The sequence below is a fragment of the Streptomyces aurantiogriseus genome, assembly GCF_014649375.1.
Classification (GTDB): domain Bacteria; phylum Actinomycetota; class Actinomycetes; order Streptomycetales; family Streptomycetaceae; genus Streptomyces; species Streptomyces aurantiogriseus.
Window position 1 is genome coordinate 16,530 of record NZ_BMSX01000015.1, and the last position, 13,978, is coordinate 30,507.

Below are 13,978 nucleotides of genomic sequence, written 5' to 3' on the forward strand. Positions count from 1 at the left end.
CTGAAACGTTTCAATACCTTCCAAGTGGAAAGCTTACGAACAACCTCGGCCGAAACACAATGGCCCGAGCCGAGGACGACGCTGCCTGGGGCCGGGCGCGGTCCGGGTGCGAGGATTTCCTTCAGAGCCTCCGCGAGGAGGCGACTGCGCGGAGACCTTCGCCATGAGGAGAGTGAGCACACCGTGGGTCAGGCAAAGGCGCGTGGGCCGTACGCCAAGACACCGGCCCGCAGGGCCGAGATCGTACGGGCGGCACGCGACAGCTTCGCCGAGAACGGCTACGCCAAAGCCTCCCTGCGGGACATCGCGGACCGGGCCGGAATCACCCACGCCGGCCTCCTCCATCACTTCCGCAACAAGGACGAACTCCTTGCCGAGGTGCTCGCCGAACGCGACTCCGAGGAGTGGCAGCAGGGCCTGGCCCGGGTCGACAGCCCGGACCAGCTCGCGCCCTACCTCGGCGAACTGATCCGCCACCACCAGAGGGCTCCCGAGCTGATGCGCCTGTGGATCGAGCTCGCCGCCGCGGCCTCACGCCCGGACCACCCCGCCCACACCTACTTCGTCGAGCGCTATGAACGCGGGCGCGCTCAGTTCGCCGGCGGACTCCAAGCGGAGGCGGACCGCGGCAAGCTGCGCGAGGGCCTCACCCCGGAGAGCGCCGCGGTCCTCTTCCACGCCGTGCTCAACGGGCTCCAGTTGCAGTGGGTCCTCGACCAGGACCTCGACATCGTCGGGCCCGTCAACGACTTCGTGCGACTGCTCTTCGACCGCGAGCACAACGACTGAGCGGACCGCCGCGCCCGCCGCAGACAGCTCCAGGCCCGGCGGTCAGTGCTGCTGGGCGGGCCTGATGTTCTGGTTGGCGTGGAAGAGGTTGTCCGGGTCGTACGTCCGCTTGATCTGTGCGAGCCGGTCGTAGTGGTCACGGTAGGTGGCCCGGACCCGCTCCTGCTCCTCACCCTGGCCCATGAAGTTCACGTAGGAGCCGCCCATGGAGTAGGGGTGCATCTCCTCCCAGTAGTCGACACACCACTGCCTGATGGTCTCGGCGTTCGCCGGGTCGGGGTCGACGCCGGCGAAGACGCCGGACCAGACGGCGTCCCGGTAGCTCCACGCGGTGTCCTCCCGGGCCACCCGGTGGGCGGCCGCATCGACCGGGTAGAGGTGCATCAGCGACAGCGGTGTGGGGAGGTTCTCGCCGTACTTGAGGTGCACGCCGACGGCGGCGTCCGGGACTTCGTCGAAGAAGTCGCCACGCCAGTACCACTGGTATCCGGTGGGGATCAGCTCGTCGAACAGGCCCTGCAGCGCGGGATAGGGCATCGGTGCCGTGAAGTGGAAGGCGGGCGGCCCGGGCTCGTTCACCACCGCGAGGGCGTCCTCGGTGCGGGCCGGGTCACCGGTGTGACACCACACGATGCCGCACGCCTTCCAGCCGTGGATTTCTTCGGGGAAGGGCGGGCCGGGCGGGATGGTGAGGAGCGTGAAGAAGCCGTAGATGTCCTCGTCGGCCTGCGGGAGGAAGTCGCGGTACCACGTGAGCACCTCGCGGGTGTGGTCGACCGGCCACACGGTGACGCCGGCGCCGACGGTGTCCACCGGGTGCAGGCGGTAGGTGAAGGAGGTCACGATGCCGAAGTTGCCGCCGCCTCCGCGCAGGGCCCAGAACAGGTCCGGGTGGTCGGTCTCGCTCGCGGTGACGAAGCTGCCGTCGGCCAGCACGACGTCCGCGGCCACCAGGTTGTCCACCGTCAGGCCGTACTTGCGGGTGAGGTAGCCGTGGCCACCGCCGAGGGTCAGGCCTCCGACGCCCGTCATCGAGATGATGCCGGTCGGGGTGGCGAGCCCGAAGCCGTGGGTGGCGTGGTCGAGATCCCGCAGCTGGCTGCCGCCGCCCACCTGGGCGGTCCGCGCGGCGGGATCGACCCGTACCCAGCGCATGGGCGACAGGTCCACGGTGACCCCGTCGTCCACCAGACACAGGCCGGGACCGCTGTGCCCGCCGCCCCGGACGGCGAGTTCCAGGCCGTGGTCGCGGATGAAGGTGACCGCATCCATGACGTCCGCGGCGTCCGCGCACCGCACGAGGGCGGCGGGACGCTTGTCGATCATTGCGTTGTAGATGCTGCGGGCCTGGCGGTACTCGGGATGCTGCGGGCCTATGACCGGCCCCCGCAGCGAGGTCTGCATCTCGTCCAAGGTCGCGTTGTCCATGGTGATCTCCGTGTGGAGGCGCGGCTTTCCTGCCCCCCGGCTTCGGCCTGCTTGCGGCCGCCACCTCGATCACCCGCTGCTGGTGTCACGCACGGTTCTCCACCGAGGCGTCTCGGGGCCCGAGGCTTCGCGGGCGTCGTGTCATCGGACGCCGTGAGGCTGACTCGTCCAGCGTCCCGCCGACCACCGAGCCGTGCAATTCCTGCGGATCCCCGCTCGCCGGGCGTCCTGCGTATGCGCGTGGCATCCAAAGCCTTTCTGCCCAGCACTGGCAAAAAAAGCCCCTCACCAGCAAGAACAGAAAGACGACTCGCCACGACGCTGCCGCCGTGGCGATCGGACGGCGCGCCCAGGGACACCCGATCCGGATGGGGGTACCTCCCAGGCCCTTAAGGCACTGGGGGAGGACGGCACCGCCCCCACACGACCAGAGCGATCGTGCGGGGCATCGGACCGCCCAGGCCCGCCCAGGTGCACCTGGGCGTGAGGCGCCGTCCCTCAGCGGCCTCCGGCCGCGGGCCGCCCCCGCATCCCCGGACCACGGACACGATCCGTGCGCGCCGGACGCGGAGCGAAAGCGGGGGACCAGTGTGCCCGACACCGTTCGGCGCAGGTACCCGGCTCAGCTCCAGGCAGTCACCGGCACGAACGAGCTGTCCTGCCGGAACAGGTCACTGCCGTCCGTCTGTTCCACCCGCAGTTGGTAGTTGTAGTGGCGCAGGTAGTAGCCGGGGTAGTTGTACGACTCGAAGCGGACGGAGCCGCTCGCGGTGCCCGTGCGGGCGATGAACGTGGCGTCCTTGGCGAAGGTCGACGTGCCGTCGTTCGGGTCGAAGCGGGCGCGGAAGGAGTAGTGGCGCAGGTAGTTGCCGGCCGCGTCGCGGAAGGAGTAGCCACCCGAGTCGGCGAGGCCCGGGACGACGGTGAAGGTGGAGGCCTGCTTCTCGGCGGTCGTGCTGGAGCTGCTCACCACCGGGAGGTTGAGCAGCGCCGACTGTTCCTGCCAGTAGCGGGTGGTGTAGTTGGCCGACCGGAAGGAGCGGGTGACGTTCTTCGCGAGGCTCACCCCGCCGGAGACCGTCTCCTTGACGACGGTGAAGTGGCGTGCCGTGCCGGAGACGGCCGGGAGGGCCTTGGGGGTGCTCCAGGTGGCGAAGGTGTCGTAGCTGTCGCTGTAGTAGTAGTTGCCGTCGCCGTAGCCGTCGAAGAAGATCCGCCAGGCGCCGTTGTCGAGCTGCACGAGGGCCGGGCCCTCGCGGTAGCTGCCCCAGCCCGCCCAGTTGCCGGTGCGGGAGATCGTGTACGGGCCGTTGAGGCTCGAGGCGGTGGCGTACTCGATGTACTTGGTCGTCTCGTTCTTGGTGAAGGCGTGGTAGGTCGAGCCGAGCTTCACGATGAAGGTGTCGATGTGGTTCTCGCCGATGCCGGACAGGGCGAGCGGTGAACTCCAGGCGGTGAGCGCGGAGTTGGTGGCCCTCAGCCGGTACGGGGTGAAGATCCACTCGTCGTCGGTGGTCGAGCAGGACACGATGACGTTGATGCTGCCGTCGCTGTCGACGAACCACTCCGGCGCCCAGGCGCGCGAGAGGTTCGCGATCGGGACCGTGTAGTCGTACAGGAACGTCCAGTTGAGCCGGTCGGAGCTGCGGGCGAAGCCGATGGTGGTGCTGACGTCCTGCCAGGTGTGGGTGGTGTAGGTGATGTAGTAGTAGCCGTCGGTGTGCTTGAAGATGCTCGCGTCGCGGATGCGGCCCGTCGGCGGGGTGTAGGCGGAGGCCTTCGCGAGCCGGAAGTCGGTGGCGTCGTCCGACTGGTAGACGTTGACGGTGCCGTCGTTGCTGTTGAGGAACGGCACGATGGTGTAGCGGGTGGCCGAGCCGCTGGGCGGGGCGGCGGCGAGGGCCGTGCCGAGCAGGCCGGGCACCTCACCGAGCACGAGCGCCGAGGCGGGCAGGGCGGCCATCGCGCGCAGCAGGGTGCGGCGGGACGGGGTGCGGGGACGGGTGGTCATGGGCGGCTCTCCCAACGGCTCAAGGTTCGAAATTCCGAACGGAGTTCGGAAAGTCGATCAGAAGGTAGGGGTGAGGCCCCGGACCGTCAATGCCTTGCGCAGGAACGGAAGCGCCCTGTGGGAAAGCTGTCCGACCCGGAGGACCCGCCAGGGACCGAGGAACGTTCCGCCAACCGCCGTCCAGACGTTACCGTTCGGTAGACAACGCGCTCCCGGAGGTGTCCCGCAATGACGCTCGACCGTTCCGCAGGCCTGACGGAGACCGCCCGTGCGCTGGCCGACGGGGAGGTGTCGTCCCGCTCGCTGGTCGAGCAGGCCCTGACCCGGATCGAGGCGACCCAGGGCACCCTCAACGCCTTCCGGATCGTCCGCACCGAGGCCGCGCTCGTCGAAGCCGAGGCGGCGGACCGGGAGTTGGCCACCGGAGTGCGCAAACCCCTGCTCGGCGTCCCGGTCGCCGTCAAGGACGACATGGACGTGGCGGGCGAGCCGACCGCCTTCGGCTGCCAGGGCACCCACCCGCCGGTCGCCGAGGACGGAGAGGCGGTACGGCGGCTGCGCGCGGCCGGCGCCGTGATCGTCGGCAAGACCAACACCTGCGAACTCGGGCAGTGGCCGTTCACCGAGGGCCCGGCCTTCGGCGCGACCCGCAATCCATGGAGCACCGAGCACACCCCGGGCGGCTCCTCCGGCGGCTCGGCGGCCGCGGTCGCGGCGGGTCTGGTGCCGGCTGCGCTCGGCTCCGACGGGGCCGGTTCGGTCCGTATCCCGGCCGCCTGGACCCACCTCGTCGGCGTCAAGCCGCAGCGCGGCCGCATCTCGACCTGGCCGCGCGGCGAGTCCTTCCAGGGCATCACGGTCAACGGCACGCTGGCCCGGACCGTGGCCGACGCGGCCCTCCTCCTCGACGCGGCGAGCGGCAACCACAAGCACGACCCGCACCGGCCGCCCGCCGTCGACGCCTCCGCCGCCGTCGGCCGTGACCCGGGCCGACTGCGCATCGCGCTCGCGCTGAAGCCGCCGTTCACCGCCGTACCCGCCCGGCTGCACCCCGAGGTGCGGGCCCGGATCGTCGAACTCGCCGAGGAACTCGCCCGGTTGGGGCACACCGTCGAGGAGGCCGACCCGCCGTACGGGCAGATCGGCCTCACCTTCGTGCCCCGGGCGACCGCGGGCATCGCCGAGTGGGTCGCCGAGGCCCCCTTCCCCGCGCTCCTCGACCGGCGCACCCACGGCGCCGCCCGGCTGGGCCGCCTCCTCGGCGGCGCCCCGCTGCGGGCGGCCCGGCGCGCGGAGGCGGTCCTGCACCGCCGTATCGGCCGGTTCTTCGAGACGTACGACGTGGTCCTCGCGCCGACGACGGCCGCTCCCCCGCCCCGGATCGGGGCCATGCTGCGCCTGAACGGGTTCGCCACCGACCGCGCCATCATCGCCGCGTGCCCGTACGCCTGGCCCTGGAACGTCCTCGGGTGGCCCGGCGTCAACGTGCCGGCTGGCTTCACTCCGGACGGACTGCCGGTCGGGGCCCAGCTCCTCGGTCCGGCGCACAGCGAGCCGCTGCTGCTGTCGCTCGCCGCGCAGGTGGAGGCGGAGCGGCGCTGGCACGAGGTGTGGCCGCGCGAGGCGGTCACGGATTCCCCGGCTCTGTAGCGGCCGTTCCGCCCTTACCCTGAGCCCATGGACGATGCGTCGATGGTCGGGCTCATGGGGCGGGTCACCGGCACGGTCGGGCCGGGGCTGGTCGGCGAGGTGATCGTCCGGGTGCGCGGCGGCGCCGAACACTTCCTGGCGCATCCGGCGAACGGCACGGGCCGGATCACCCCCGGGACGGTGGTGATGATCGTGGAGTACCTGCCGCCGAGGACCGTCTACGTCACCGAGGCGTACGACAGTTGAGCCCGTTGCGGCCCAGGTGAGAACCGTTCGGCAAGGTACTCGTCAAGATTGCAACAAGGATCCGCCAGCGTCTTCACCCCCGGCTCGCACAGGCGCACACTCCCTTCGTTCGGTGCCGAAAGGGCACCATCCAAAGGGGGCGTATGCCGATGGTTGTCGGCGTCGTTGCGGGGGCGGCGGTTGCCGCCGTTCTCGTTCTGATCGGTCTGTTCAAGATGATGTGGCGGGTCGCGGAACCCAACGAGGCACTCGTCATCTCCGGCTCCACCCACCGCACGGAGGGGCTGGAGGAGGGCATGGGATTCCGCATCGTCACGGGTCGCGGCACGCTGGTGCTGCCCGGTGTGCAGGTGGTGCGCAAGCTCTCGCTCGACCTGAACGAGACGGAACTGCACGTGGACTGCGTGACCCACCAGGGCATCCCGCTCAAGGTGCGGGGCGTGGTCATCTTCAAGGTGGGCGACGACTTCGTGTCGATCGCCAACGCGGCCCGGCGTTTCCTCGACCAGCAGAAGCTGATGTCGGAGCGGGTGCACAACGTCTTCGCCGGTCATCTGCGGTCCATTGTGGGAGGGTTGACGGTCGAGGACATGATCCGCGACCGGGAGAAGCTCACCGGGCAGACGCGGGCCGCGTGCGGTACGGAGATGGAGAAGCTGGGGCTGATCGTGGACTCGCTGCAGATCCACGAGATCGAGGACCCCACCGGGTACATCCAGAACCTGGCCATGCCGCACGCGGCAGCCGTGCAGCGGGACGCGCGCATCGCGCAGGCGGAGGCGAACCGGCTTGCCACGGAGGCGGAGCAGCAGTCGTTCGCCCGGATGGCGGAGGCCACCCGGGACAGCGAGATCCTCCAGGCCGGCTACCAGGCCGAGCGCGACAATGCGGGTGCGAAGGCCCGGCAGGCGGGACCACTCGCCGAGGCGGCGGCGCGCCAGGAGGTCGTGGTCCAGGAGACGCGGGTCGCCGAGCTGGAGGCGCACCGGCGTGAGCAGCAGTTGCAGGCGGACGTCCGCAAGCCCGCGGACGCCCGGGCGTACGAGACGCGCACGCTGGCCGAGGCCGAGCGCGACGCCCGGATCTCCGCCGCCCAGGCCAAGGCGAAGGAGACGGAGCTCGCGGCCGCGGCCGAGGCGACCCGGGTCAAGACGGCCGCGGGCGCGGAGGCGGAGGCGACGAAGACCCGGGGTGCGGCCACGGCCGCGGCGACCCGGGCCACCGGTGAGGCCGAGGCGGCCGCCGCTCAGGCCAGGGGTCTCGCGGAGGCCGAGGCGACCAAGGCACAGGGTCTCGCGGAGGCGGAGGCCATCAAGGCCCGCGCCGCCGCCCTCGCCGAGAACCAGGAGGCCGTCGTCGCCCAGCAGCTCGCCGAGAACTGGCCGGAGATCGTCCGGGCCGGCGCGTCCGCCTTCGGCAACGTCGACAACATGGTGCTGCTCAACGGGGCCGACGGCATGTCCGAGTTGTTCGCGAAGGCGCTCACCATGGGCGGGACCGGCCTGGGTCTGGCCCGGCAGCTGCTGGCGTCCATGAACCAGAACGGGCAGAGCCCGCAGGGCGCTTCCCTCAACGGGCTCGTACCGCCACCGCCGACGGCGCAGAAGGTGCCGGTCGAGGACAAGTGAGGCCCCGCGGTCACGGGGACGGCCTCCGGGGCCCGCGTCCATGCTCCGCCGGACAGGCCCTAGGGTGCCCCCGTGACCGCGTTTACCGAAGAGAACGTTCCCGGCCGCTTCGGCGCCTCCGCCACCACCGAGGCCGACCCCCGCGAGGTCGGCCGGGTGCGCACCGAGTACTCGCCCGCGCACGACGGCGACCCCGACCCCGGTGAGATCGTCTGGACCTGGGTGCCCTTCGAGGAGAACGACGGGCGGGGCAAGGACCGCCCGGTGCTCGTCGTCGCCCGTGAGGCGGCCGGGACCTTCCTCGCCGTGCAGTTGTCCAGCAGGCGGCACGACGGCCACCGGGAGTGGGTGCCGATCGGGCACGGGCCCTGGGACCGGTCCGGGCGCGACTCGTGGGTGGACGTGGACCGCGTCCTGCGGCTGCACGAGCAGGGCATGCGCCGGGAGGCGTGCGCGCTGGACCGGATGCGGTTCAACCTGGTGGTGCACCGGCTGCGGGAACGGTACGGCTGGCGCTGAGGCCCTTGTCACGGGCGCGCGTCGAACACCTTCTCGAAGGCTCCCCGCACCACGTTCCCCGGCGTCCGGTCCAGCACCCCGAACACCACGTGGGCGAAGGCCCGCTCGAACCGGCCGCCGGGCCCCAGCAGCGCATGGAACGCCCCCGCCACCTGCGCGGGGTCGTTGCGGAACACCCCGCAGCCCCACGCGCCGAGGACCAGTCGCCGGTAGCCGTGCGCCGCGGCCGTCTCCAGGACGCGTTCGGCGCGTACGGCCAGGGCGCGCGGCAGCTCGGGCGCGCGCTGCGGTGCCGTACGCAGCACCACCCCGGCGTTCGGCGCGGCGGCCGTCAGGAAGCCGGCGGTGAACGGCTCGTCCAGGAGCCGGCCCCGGTCGTCACGGAAGACGGGCACCGCCGGTGAGTGGATGACGCGGTCCGTGTAGAACGGGTCGCGGTGGGCCCGGTGGTGGTCGTAGAACTCCCGGGCTTCCAGCAGGCACGCGTACAGCGCGGAGGCGCGGCACAGGGCTTCTTCCTGGGCCTGGGCGCCGTTGAGGTAGCCGCCGCCGGGGTTGCGGGCGGAGGCGAAGTTGAGGACGGCCACCGGTGCGTCCGCGAGCCGGCGGGCCGCCTCCAGGCTGCTCTCGCCGGTGACCTCGACCCTCGGGTCGGCCGGCGGGATCTCCGGCACCGGCACCGGGGCCGGTCCCGTCATCCGGGTCCCGGCCCGGGCGGCCTCGACGGCCGCCCCGATCGGCACCTCCCGCCCGTCGGACGCGCGGTAGACGCCCGCGGCGACGATCTCCTCCGTCTCGCGCGCGATGCCGCGCAGCCGCGCGCTCATGGCGCCACCCCCGTGGGCGCCACGACCACGTGCCGCGCGGTCTCCCGCGCCCCACCCGTCTCCCCCGTCGTGCTCATGACCGCATCCTCAGCGATCCTGGAGGAGAGGTGCAACCGAGTTTCCCGGGTACGGGAACGCCTCGGAGACAGGCCGAAAACACACCGGAAACAGCACGGAATCGGAGGTTCCCGGCCCCGAAAGTACCGTTGTGCACCCTTGTGCGGATGCGCCCGAGGGTCTTGGGTGGGACGAGCGATGCCGGTCCGGCTCCACCGATGCCGGACCGGTGGCATGGTGGCATCTCAGGAGGATCCCGACATGTCCGACACATCAAGCTCCTCGTCGGTGAGCGACTGTACGAAGCCCCGTACGGCCCTCACCGAAGCCGAGGTGGAGGCCCTCGTCAGGGGCATCTGTTTCAAGACCGGCCCGCCCCGCACCCTCGGGGTCGAGGTGGAATGGCTCGTCCACGAGCTGCGGGCACCGCGGCTCCCCGTGACACCCGAACGACTCGAAGCGGTCTACGCGGCCCTGCGGGACGTGCCCCTGAGGTCGGCGCTCACCGTCGAACCCGGCGGCCAGCTGGAGCTGAGCTCGCCGCCCGCCGCCTCCCTGATGGAGTGCGTGGGCACCGTCTCCGCCGACCTGGACGCCGTCCGCGCGGTCCTGCGTGAGGCAGGGCTCACCCTCTCCGGCATCGGCACCGACCCCTGGCACCCACCGCGCCGGTTCCTGCGCGAACCCCGCTACGACGCCATGGAGGCGTACCTCGACCGCGCCGGCCCGGCCGGGCGGGCCATGATGTGCACCTCGGCCTCCGTGCAGGTCTGCCTGGACGCCGGGTACGAGGAGCCCGGCCCGCTGGGCCACGGACGGCGCTGGTGGCTGGCGCACACACTGGGCGCGGTCCTCGTCGCCGCCTTCGCCAACTCCCCACTGCTCTGCGGCAGCCCCACCGGCTGGCGCTCCACCCGGCAGCTGCTGTGGACGGAGATCGGCGCCGGCCGCGCGGGCGCGCCCTCCCTGGAGACCGAGCCGCGCACGGCCTGGGCCCGGCACGTCCTGGACGCGCCGGTGATGTGCGTACGGCGCGAGAACGGGCCGTGGGACGTGCCCGACGGGCTGACGTTCCGGGAGTGGACCCGGACGGGGGCGCCCACCCGGGCGGACCTCGACTACCACGTCTCCACGCTCTTCCCGCCGGTCCGGCCGCGCGGCCACCTGGAGCTGCGCATGATCGACGCACAGCCGGGCGACGACGGCTGGATCGTGCCGGTCGCCGTGACGACGGCCCTGTTCGACGACCCGGAGGCCACCGAGAGCGCCTACCGCGCGGTGAAGCCGCTGGCCGAACGGTCCCTGTCCCTGCCCGCCCCGCACAACCCCCTGTGGACGGACGCGGCCCGCGCCGGGCTGACCGACCCCGAACTGCACGAGGTCGCCGTCGCCTGCTTCACGGCGGCCCTGGAGGCCCTGCCCCGGCTCGGTGCTACGGCCGAGGTCACGGACGCCGTCGCCGCCTACCGGAACCGCTACGTCCTGCCGGGCCGCTGCCCCGCCGACGACCAGCTCGACCGCCTGCGCGGCACCGACGGCCGCACCCACGGGAAGGACATCCACCCATGACCGACCCCGCTCCCGAGTCCCTCGACGTCGAAGCGCTGCGGAAGCAGGCGCTGACCACCCTCACCACCGCCCGCGAGCGCACCACGCTCCTGACCACCTGCGTCGAGGAGCCCGACCTCACCGCCCAGCACTCCCCGCTGATGTCCCCGCTGGTGTGGGACCTCGCGCACATCGGCAACCAGGAGGAGCTGTGGCTGCTGCGCGCGGTGGCCGGCCGTGAGGCGATGCGCCCCGAGATCGACGGCCTGTACGACGCCTTCGAGCACCCGCGTTCCGAACGGCCCTCGCTGCCGCTGCTGCCGCCCGCCGAGGCCCGCCGGTACGCGGCCGAGGTGCGCGGCCGGGTGATGGACGTGCTGGAGTCGGCCGACTTCCACGGCACACGGCTGACGGAGGCGGGCTTCGCCTTCGGAATGATCGCGCAGCACGAACAGCAGCACGACGAGACGATGCTGATCACCCATCAGCTCCGCAAGGGCCCCCAGGCCCTGACCGCCCCGGACCCGGACCCGGCCCCGCTGTTCACCGGACCGTCCGAAGTGCTCGTCCCCGGCGGCCCGTTCACGATGGGCACGTCCGGTGAGCCCTGGGCGCTGGACAACGAACGACCCGCGCACCGGCGCGAGGTGGCGCCCTTCCACATCGACACGACGCCGGTGACCAACGCCGCCTACCAGGCGTTCATCGAGGACGGCGGCTACGACGAGGAACGCTGGTGGACGAAGGAGGGCTGGGCCCACGTCCGGCAGCACTCCCTCCACGCACCGCTGTTCTGGCGGCGCGACGGACAACAGTGGCTGCGGCGCCGCTTCGGCGTCACCGAGGTCGTCCCGCCCGACGAGCCGGTGCTGCACGTCTGCTGGTACGAGGCCGACGCCTACGCCCGCTGGGCCGGACGCCGGCTGCCCACCGAGGCCGAGTGGGAGAAGGCGGCCCGCTTCGACCCGGCGACCGGCGGCTCGATGCGCTACCCATGGGGCGACGCCGACCCCACGCCCGAACACGCCAACCTGGGCCAGCGGCACCTGCGCCCCGCCCCCGCGGGCAGCTACCCGGCCGGTGAGTCCCCGCTCGGCGTACGCCAGCTGATCGGCGACGTGTGGGAGTGGACGGCGAGCGACTTCCTGCCGTACCCGGGCTTCCGGGCGTTCCCGTACAAGGAGTACTCGGAGGTGTTCTTCGGGCCCGAGTACAAGGTGCTGCGGGGCGGTTCGTTCGCGGTGGACCCGGTGGCCTGCCGGGGCACGTTCCGCAACTGGGACTACCCGATCCGGCGGCAGATCTTCTCCGGATTCCGCACCGCCCGCTCGGGAGCCGTCTGATGTGCCGTCATGTGGCCTGTGTGGGGCCCGAGGAGCCGCTCGGCCGACTCCTCGTGCAGCCCCCGCACGCCCTGTACCGCCAGTCGTGGGCACCCCGGCGGCAGCGGTACGGCACGGTCAACGCCGATGGTTTCGGGGTGGGCTGGTACGCCGAGGGCGACCCGGCGCCGGCGCGTTACCGCCGGGCCGGGCCCATCTGGGCGGACCTGTCCTTCGCCGACCTGGCCCGGGTCGTACGGACCCGGGCACTGCTGGCCGCCGTACGGGACGCGACGCTGGCCGGGGCGGACGCGGAGGCCGCCGCGGCGCCGTTCGCGGCGGGGCCCTGGCTGTTCAGTCACAACGGAGCGGTCAAGGGCTGGCCCGGGTCCCTGGAGTCCCTGGCCCGCACCCTGCCGGCGGCCGAGCTGCTGTCGATGGAGGCGCGCAACGACTCGGCGTTCGTGTGGGCACTGGTCCTCGCCCGGCTGCGCGCCGGGGACGCCGAGGGGCAGGCGCTGGCCGACACCGTGCAGGAGGTCGCGGCGGCGGCCCCGGGCTCCCGCCTCAACCTGCTGCTCACCAACGGCGACACGATCACCGCGACGGCCTGGGGCGACACCCTCTGGTACCTGACGGAGCCCGGCCGCACGGTCGTGGCCTCCGAGCCCTACGACGACGATCCGCACTGGCAGGAGGTCCCCGACCGCACCCTGCTCGCGGCGACCCGCACCGAGGTCCTGCTCACCCCGCTCAAGGATCCCGGCGCGGACGCGGCACCCGCACCACACAAGGAGACCGGCACGTGAGCTCGTTCCAGAACTCCCGCACCCTGCGGGGGCCGTCCCAGAACCCCCACAGTCTGCTGTCGACCGAAGCGAGGCACCCGTGACCGGCATCCGCACCTACGACTACACCGACACCCTGGACGCCGAGCACTACGCCACGGCACTGCGCGCCGACATCCGGGACGGTCTGACGCGCACTCCCAAGTCCACGGCGCCCACCTGGTTCTACGACGCCCGGGGCAGCGAGCTGTTCGAAGAGATCACCCAGCTCGAGGAATACCCCCTGTGGCGTGCGGAGCTGGGGCTGTTCCTGCTCCATGCCCGGGACATCGCTGAGCGGACCAAAGCCCGCAGCCTGGTGGAACTCGGCTCGGGCAGCAGCACCAAGACCAAGTTGATCCTGGAGGCGCTCGGCCCGGCCGGCCTCCACTACGTCCCCGTCGACGTCAGCGAGGACGCCCTGCACCAGGCCGGCGCCCAACTCGTCCAGGAGTATCCGCAGCTCGTACTCCACGCCCTGCGCGCCGATTTCACGACCCCTCTGGTGCTGCCCGAGCTGCCGGACGGCGATCCCCGGCTGATCGCCTTCATCGGCAGTACGCTGGGGAACTTCCGCAGGTCCGCCCGCGTCCCCTTCCTGCGCGAGCTCCGCAGCATCATGCGCCCCGAGGACTTCCTTCTGATCGGCGCCGACCTGGTCAAGGACACGCAGGAGATGATCGCGGCCTACGACGACAGCGAAGGCGTCACCGCCGCCTTCAACAAGAACCTCCTGTACGTCCTCAACCGCGAACTGGACGCCGACTTCAAGCCCGACGCCTTCGAGCATCGGGCCGTGTGGAACGGCGCCGAACAGCACATCGAGATGAGGCTGCGCAGCCTCGCCGACCAGCACGTGGCGATCGAGCGGCTCGGTCTCACGGCGCACTTCGACCAGGGAGAGGAATGGATCACTGAACGGAGCGCGAAGTTCACCACGGACGGGCTGAAGGCAGAACTGGCCGCTGCGGGCCTGGACACCGATCAGGTCTGGGCCGATCCCGACGCGGGCTTCGCGGTCATCCTCGCGACTGCTCACCGTCCCGCCGTACGGTGACGGCAGTGGTCATGGTCCGGGTGTCGTCGACCGTGCGCGGGTCTCCTGCCAGCCGCACCTACGCGTAGG

12 protein-coding genes are annotated in these 13,978 nt (G+C 71.7%); 9 read left to right on the plus strand and 3 right to left on the minus strand.

Features of this window, described 5'->3' with window-relative positions; genetic code table 11:
• Positions 1-183 precede the first annotated feature (183 nt).
• Positions 184-789, plus strand: coding sequence for a TetR/AcrR family transcriptional regulator (locus IE263_RS28550; RefSeq protein ID WP_189940693.1), 606 nt, complete (start codon positions 184-186; stop codon positions 787-789).
• 42 nt (positions 790-831) lie between these two features.
• Here the strand turns inward: IE263_RS28550 and IE263_RS28555 are convergent, their stop codons facing one another.
• Together IE263_RS28555 and IE263_RS28560 are read right to left on the minus strand one after the other, a co-directional pair.
• Complete coding sequence (locus IE263_RS28555; protein ID WP_189940694.1) at positions 832-2,217, minus strand: FAD-binding oxidoreductase; 1,386 nt, start codon at positions 2,215-2,217, stop codon at positions 832-834.
• Between the two features lie 622 nt (positions 2,218-2,839).
• Positions 2,840-4,228, minus strand: a complete 1,389-nt coding sequence (locus IE263_RS28560; protein ID WP_189940695.1) for a glycoside hydrolase family 43 protein — start codon at positions 4,226-4,228, stop codon at positions 2,840-2,842.
• A gap of 228 nt (positions 4,229-4,456) precedes the next feature.
• On the opposite strand from IE263_RS28560, the gene IE263_RS28565 reads away from it, so the two are divergent.
• The 4 genes from IE263_RS28565 to IE263_RS28580 all read left to right on the plus strand — a co-directional run bounded on the left by IE263_RS28565 (position 4,457) and on the right by IE263_RS28580 (position 8,271).
• The gene (locus IE263_RS28565; protein WP_189940696.1) at positions 4,457-5,878 is read left to right on the plus strand and encodes an amidase; all 1,422 of its coding nucleotides are present in this window, start codon (positions 4,457-4,459) and stop codon (positions 5,876-5,878) included.
• Positions 5,879-5,905: 27 nt separating this feature from the next.
• Complete coding sequence (locus IE263_RS28570; RefSeq protein WP_189940697.1) at positions 5,906-6,124, plus strand: NfeD C-terminal domain-containing protein; 219 nt, start codon at positions 5,906-5,908, stop codon at positions 6,122-6,124.
• A gap of 143 nt (positions 6,125-6,267) precedes the next feature.
• The gene (locus IE263_RS28575) at positions 6,268-7,752 is read left to right on the plus strand and encodes a flotillin family protein (RefSeq protein WP_189940698.1); all 1,485 of its coding nucleotides are present in this window, start codon (positions 6,268-6,270) and stop codon (positions 7,750-7,752) included.
• Positions 7,753-7,824: 72 nt separating this feature from the next.
• On the plus strand, positions 7,825-8,271 hold the full coding sequence (locus IE263_RS28580) for a type II toxin-antitoxin system PemK/MazF family toxin (protein ID WP_189940699.1): 447 nt from the start codon (positions 7,825-7,827) through the stop codon (positions 8,269-8,271).
• Between the two features lie 8 nt (positions 8,272-8,279).
• Here IE263_RS28580 and IE263_RS28585 read toward each other — a convergent pair whose 3' ends face one another.
• Positions 8,280-9,098: a TIGR02452 family protein gene (locus tag IE263_RS28585; protein WP_189940700.1), complete on the minus strand. Its 819-nt coding sequence runs from the start codon at positions 9,096-9,098 to the stop codon at positions 8,280-8,282.
• A 318-nt stretch (positions 9,099-9,416) separates the two neighbouring features.
• Between IE263_RS28585 and egtA the strand changes: the two genes are divergently transcribed.
• From egtA to egtD, 4 genes are all read left to right on the plus strand, one after another.
• Positions 9,417-10,724: an ergothioneine biosynthesis glutamate--cysteine ligase EgtA gene (egtA, locus tag IE263_RS28590; protein WP_189940701.1), complete on the plus strand. Its 1,308-nt coding sequence runs from the start codon at positions 9,417-9,419 to the stop codon at positions 10,722-10,724.
• A complete protein-coding gene (egtB, locus tag IE263_RS28595) occupies positions 10,721-12,046 on the plus strand; it encodes an ergothioneine biosynthesis protein EgtB (protein WP_189940702.1) in 1,326 nt (441 codons plus the stop codon). Before egtA ends, egtB begins: the two co-directional genes overlap by 4 nt.
• Entirely contained in the window at positions 12,046-12,834 is a 789-nt protein-coding gene (gene egtC, locus IE263_RS28600; RefSeq protein ID WP_189940703.1) for an ergothioneine biosynthesis protein EgtC, read from the plus strand. The genes egtB and egtC overlap by 1 nt, the downstream gene beginning before the upstream one ends.
• Before the next feature lie 79 nt (positions 12,835-12,913).
• Positions 12,914-13,909, plus strand: a complete 996-nt coding sequence (gene egtD, locus IE263_RS28605) for an L-histidine N(alpha)-methyltransferase (RefSeq protein ID WP_229911209.1) — start codon at positions 12,914-12,916, stop codon at positions 13,907-13,909.
• Positions 13,910-13,978 lie beyond the last annotated feature (69 nt).

Excerpts from the sequence above, each read along its gene's own strand:
- IE263_RS28555 (WP_189940694.1), bottom strand. The coding sequence starts at position 2,217 with ATGGACAACGCGACCTTGGACGAGATGCAGACCTCGCTGCGGGGGCCG.
- IE263_RS28560 (WP_189940695.1), bottom strand. The coding sequence starts at position 4,228 with ATGACCACCCGTCCCCGCACCCCGTCCCGCCGCACCCTGCTGCGCGCG.
- IE263_RS28565 (WP_189940696.1), top strand. The coding sequence starts at position 4,457 with ATGACGCTCGACCGTTCCGCAGGCCTGACGGAGACCGCCCGTGCGCTG.
- IE263_RS28570 (WP_189940697.1), top strand. The coding sequence starts at position 5,906 with ATGGACGATGCGTCGATGGTCGGGCTCATGGGGCGGGTCACCGGCACG.
- IE263_RS28575 (WP_189940698.1), top strand. The coding sequence starts at position 6,268 with ATGCCGATGGTTGTCGGCGTCGTTGCGGGGGCGGCGGTTGCCGCCGTT.
- IE263_RS28585 (WP_189940700.1), bottom strand. The coding sequence starts at position 9,098 with ATGAGCGCGCGGCTGCGCGGCATCGCGCGCGAGACGGAGGAGATCGTC.
- egtA (WP_189940701.1), top strand. The coding sequence starts at position 9,417 with ATGTCCGACACATCAAGCTCCTCGTCGGTGAGCGACTGTACGAAGCCC.
- egtB (WP_189940702.1), top strand. The coding sequence starts at position 10,721 with ATGACCGACCCCGCTCCCGAGTCCCTCGACGTCGAAGCGCTGCGGAAG.
- egtC (WP_189940703.1), top strand. The coding sequence starts at position 12,046 with ATGTGCCGTCATGTGGCCTGTGTGGGGCCCGAGGAGCCGCTCGGCCGA.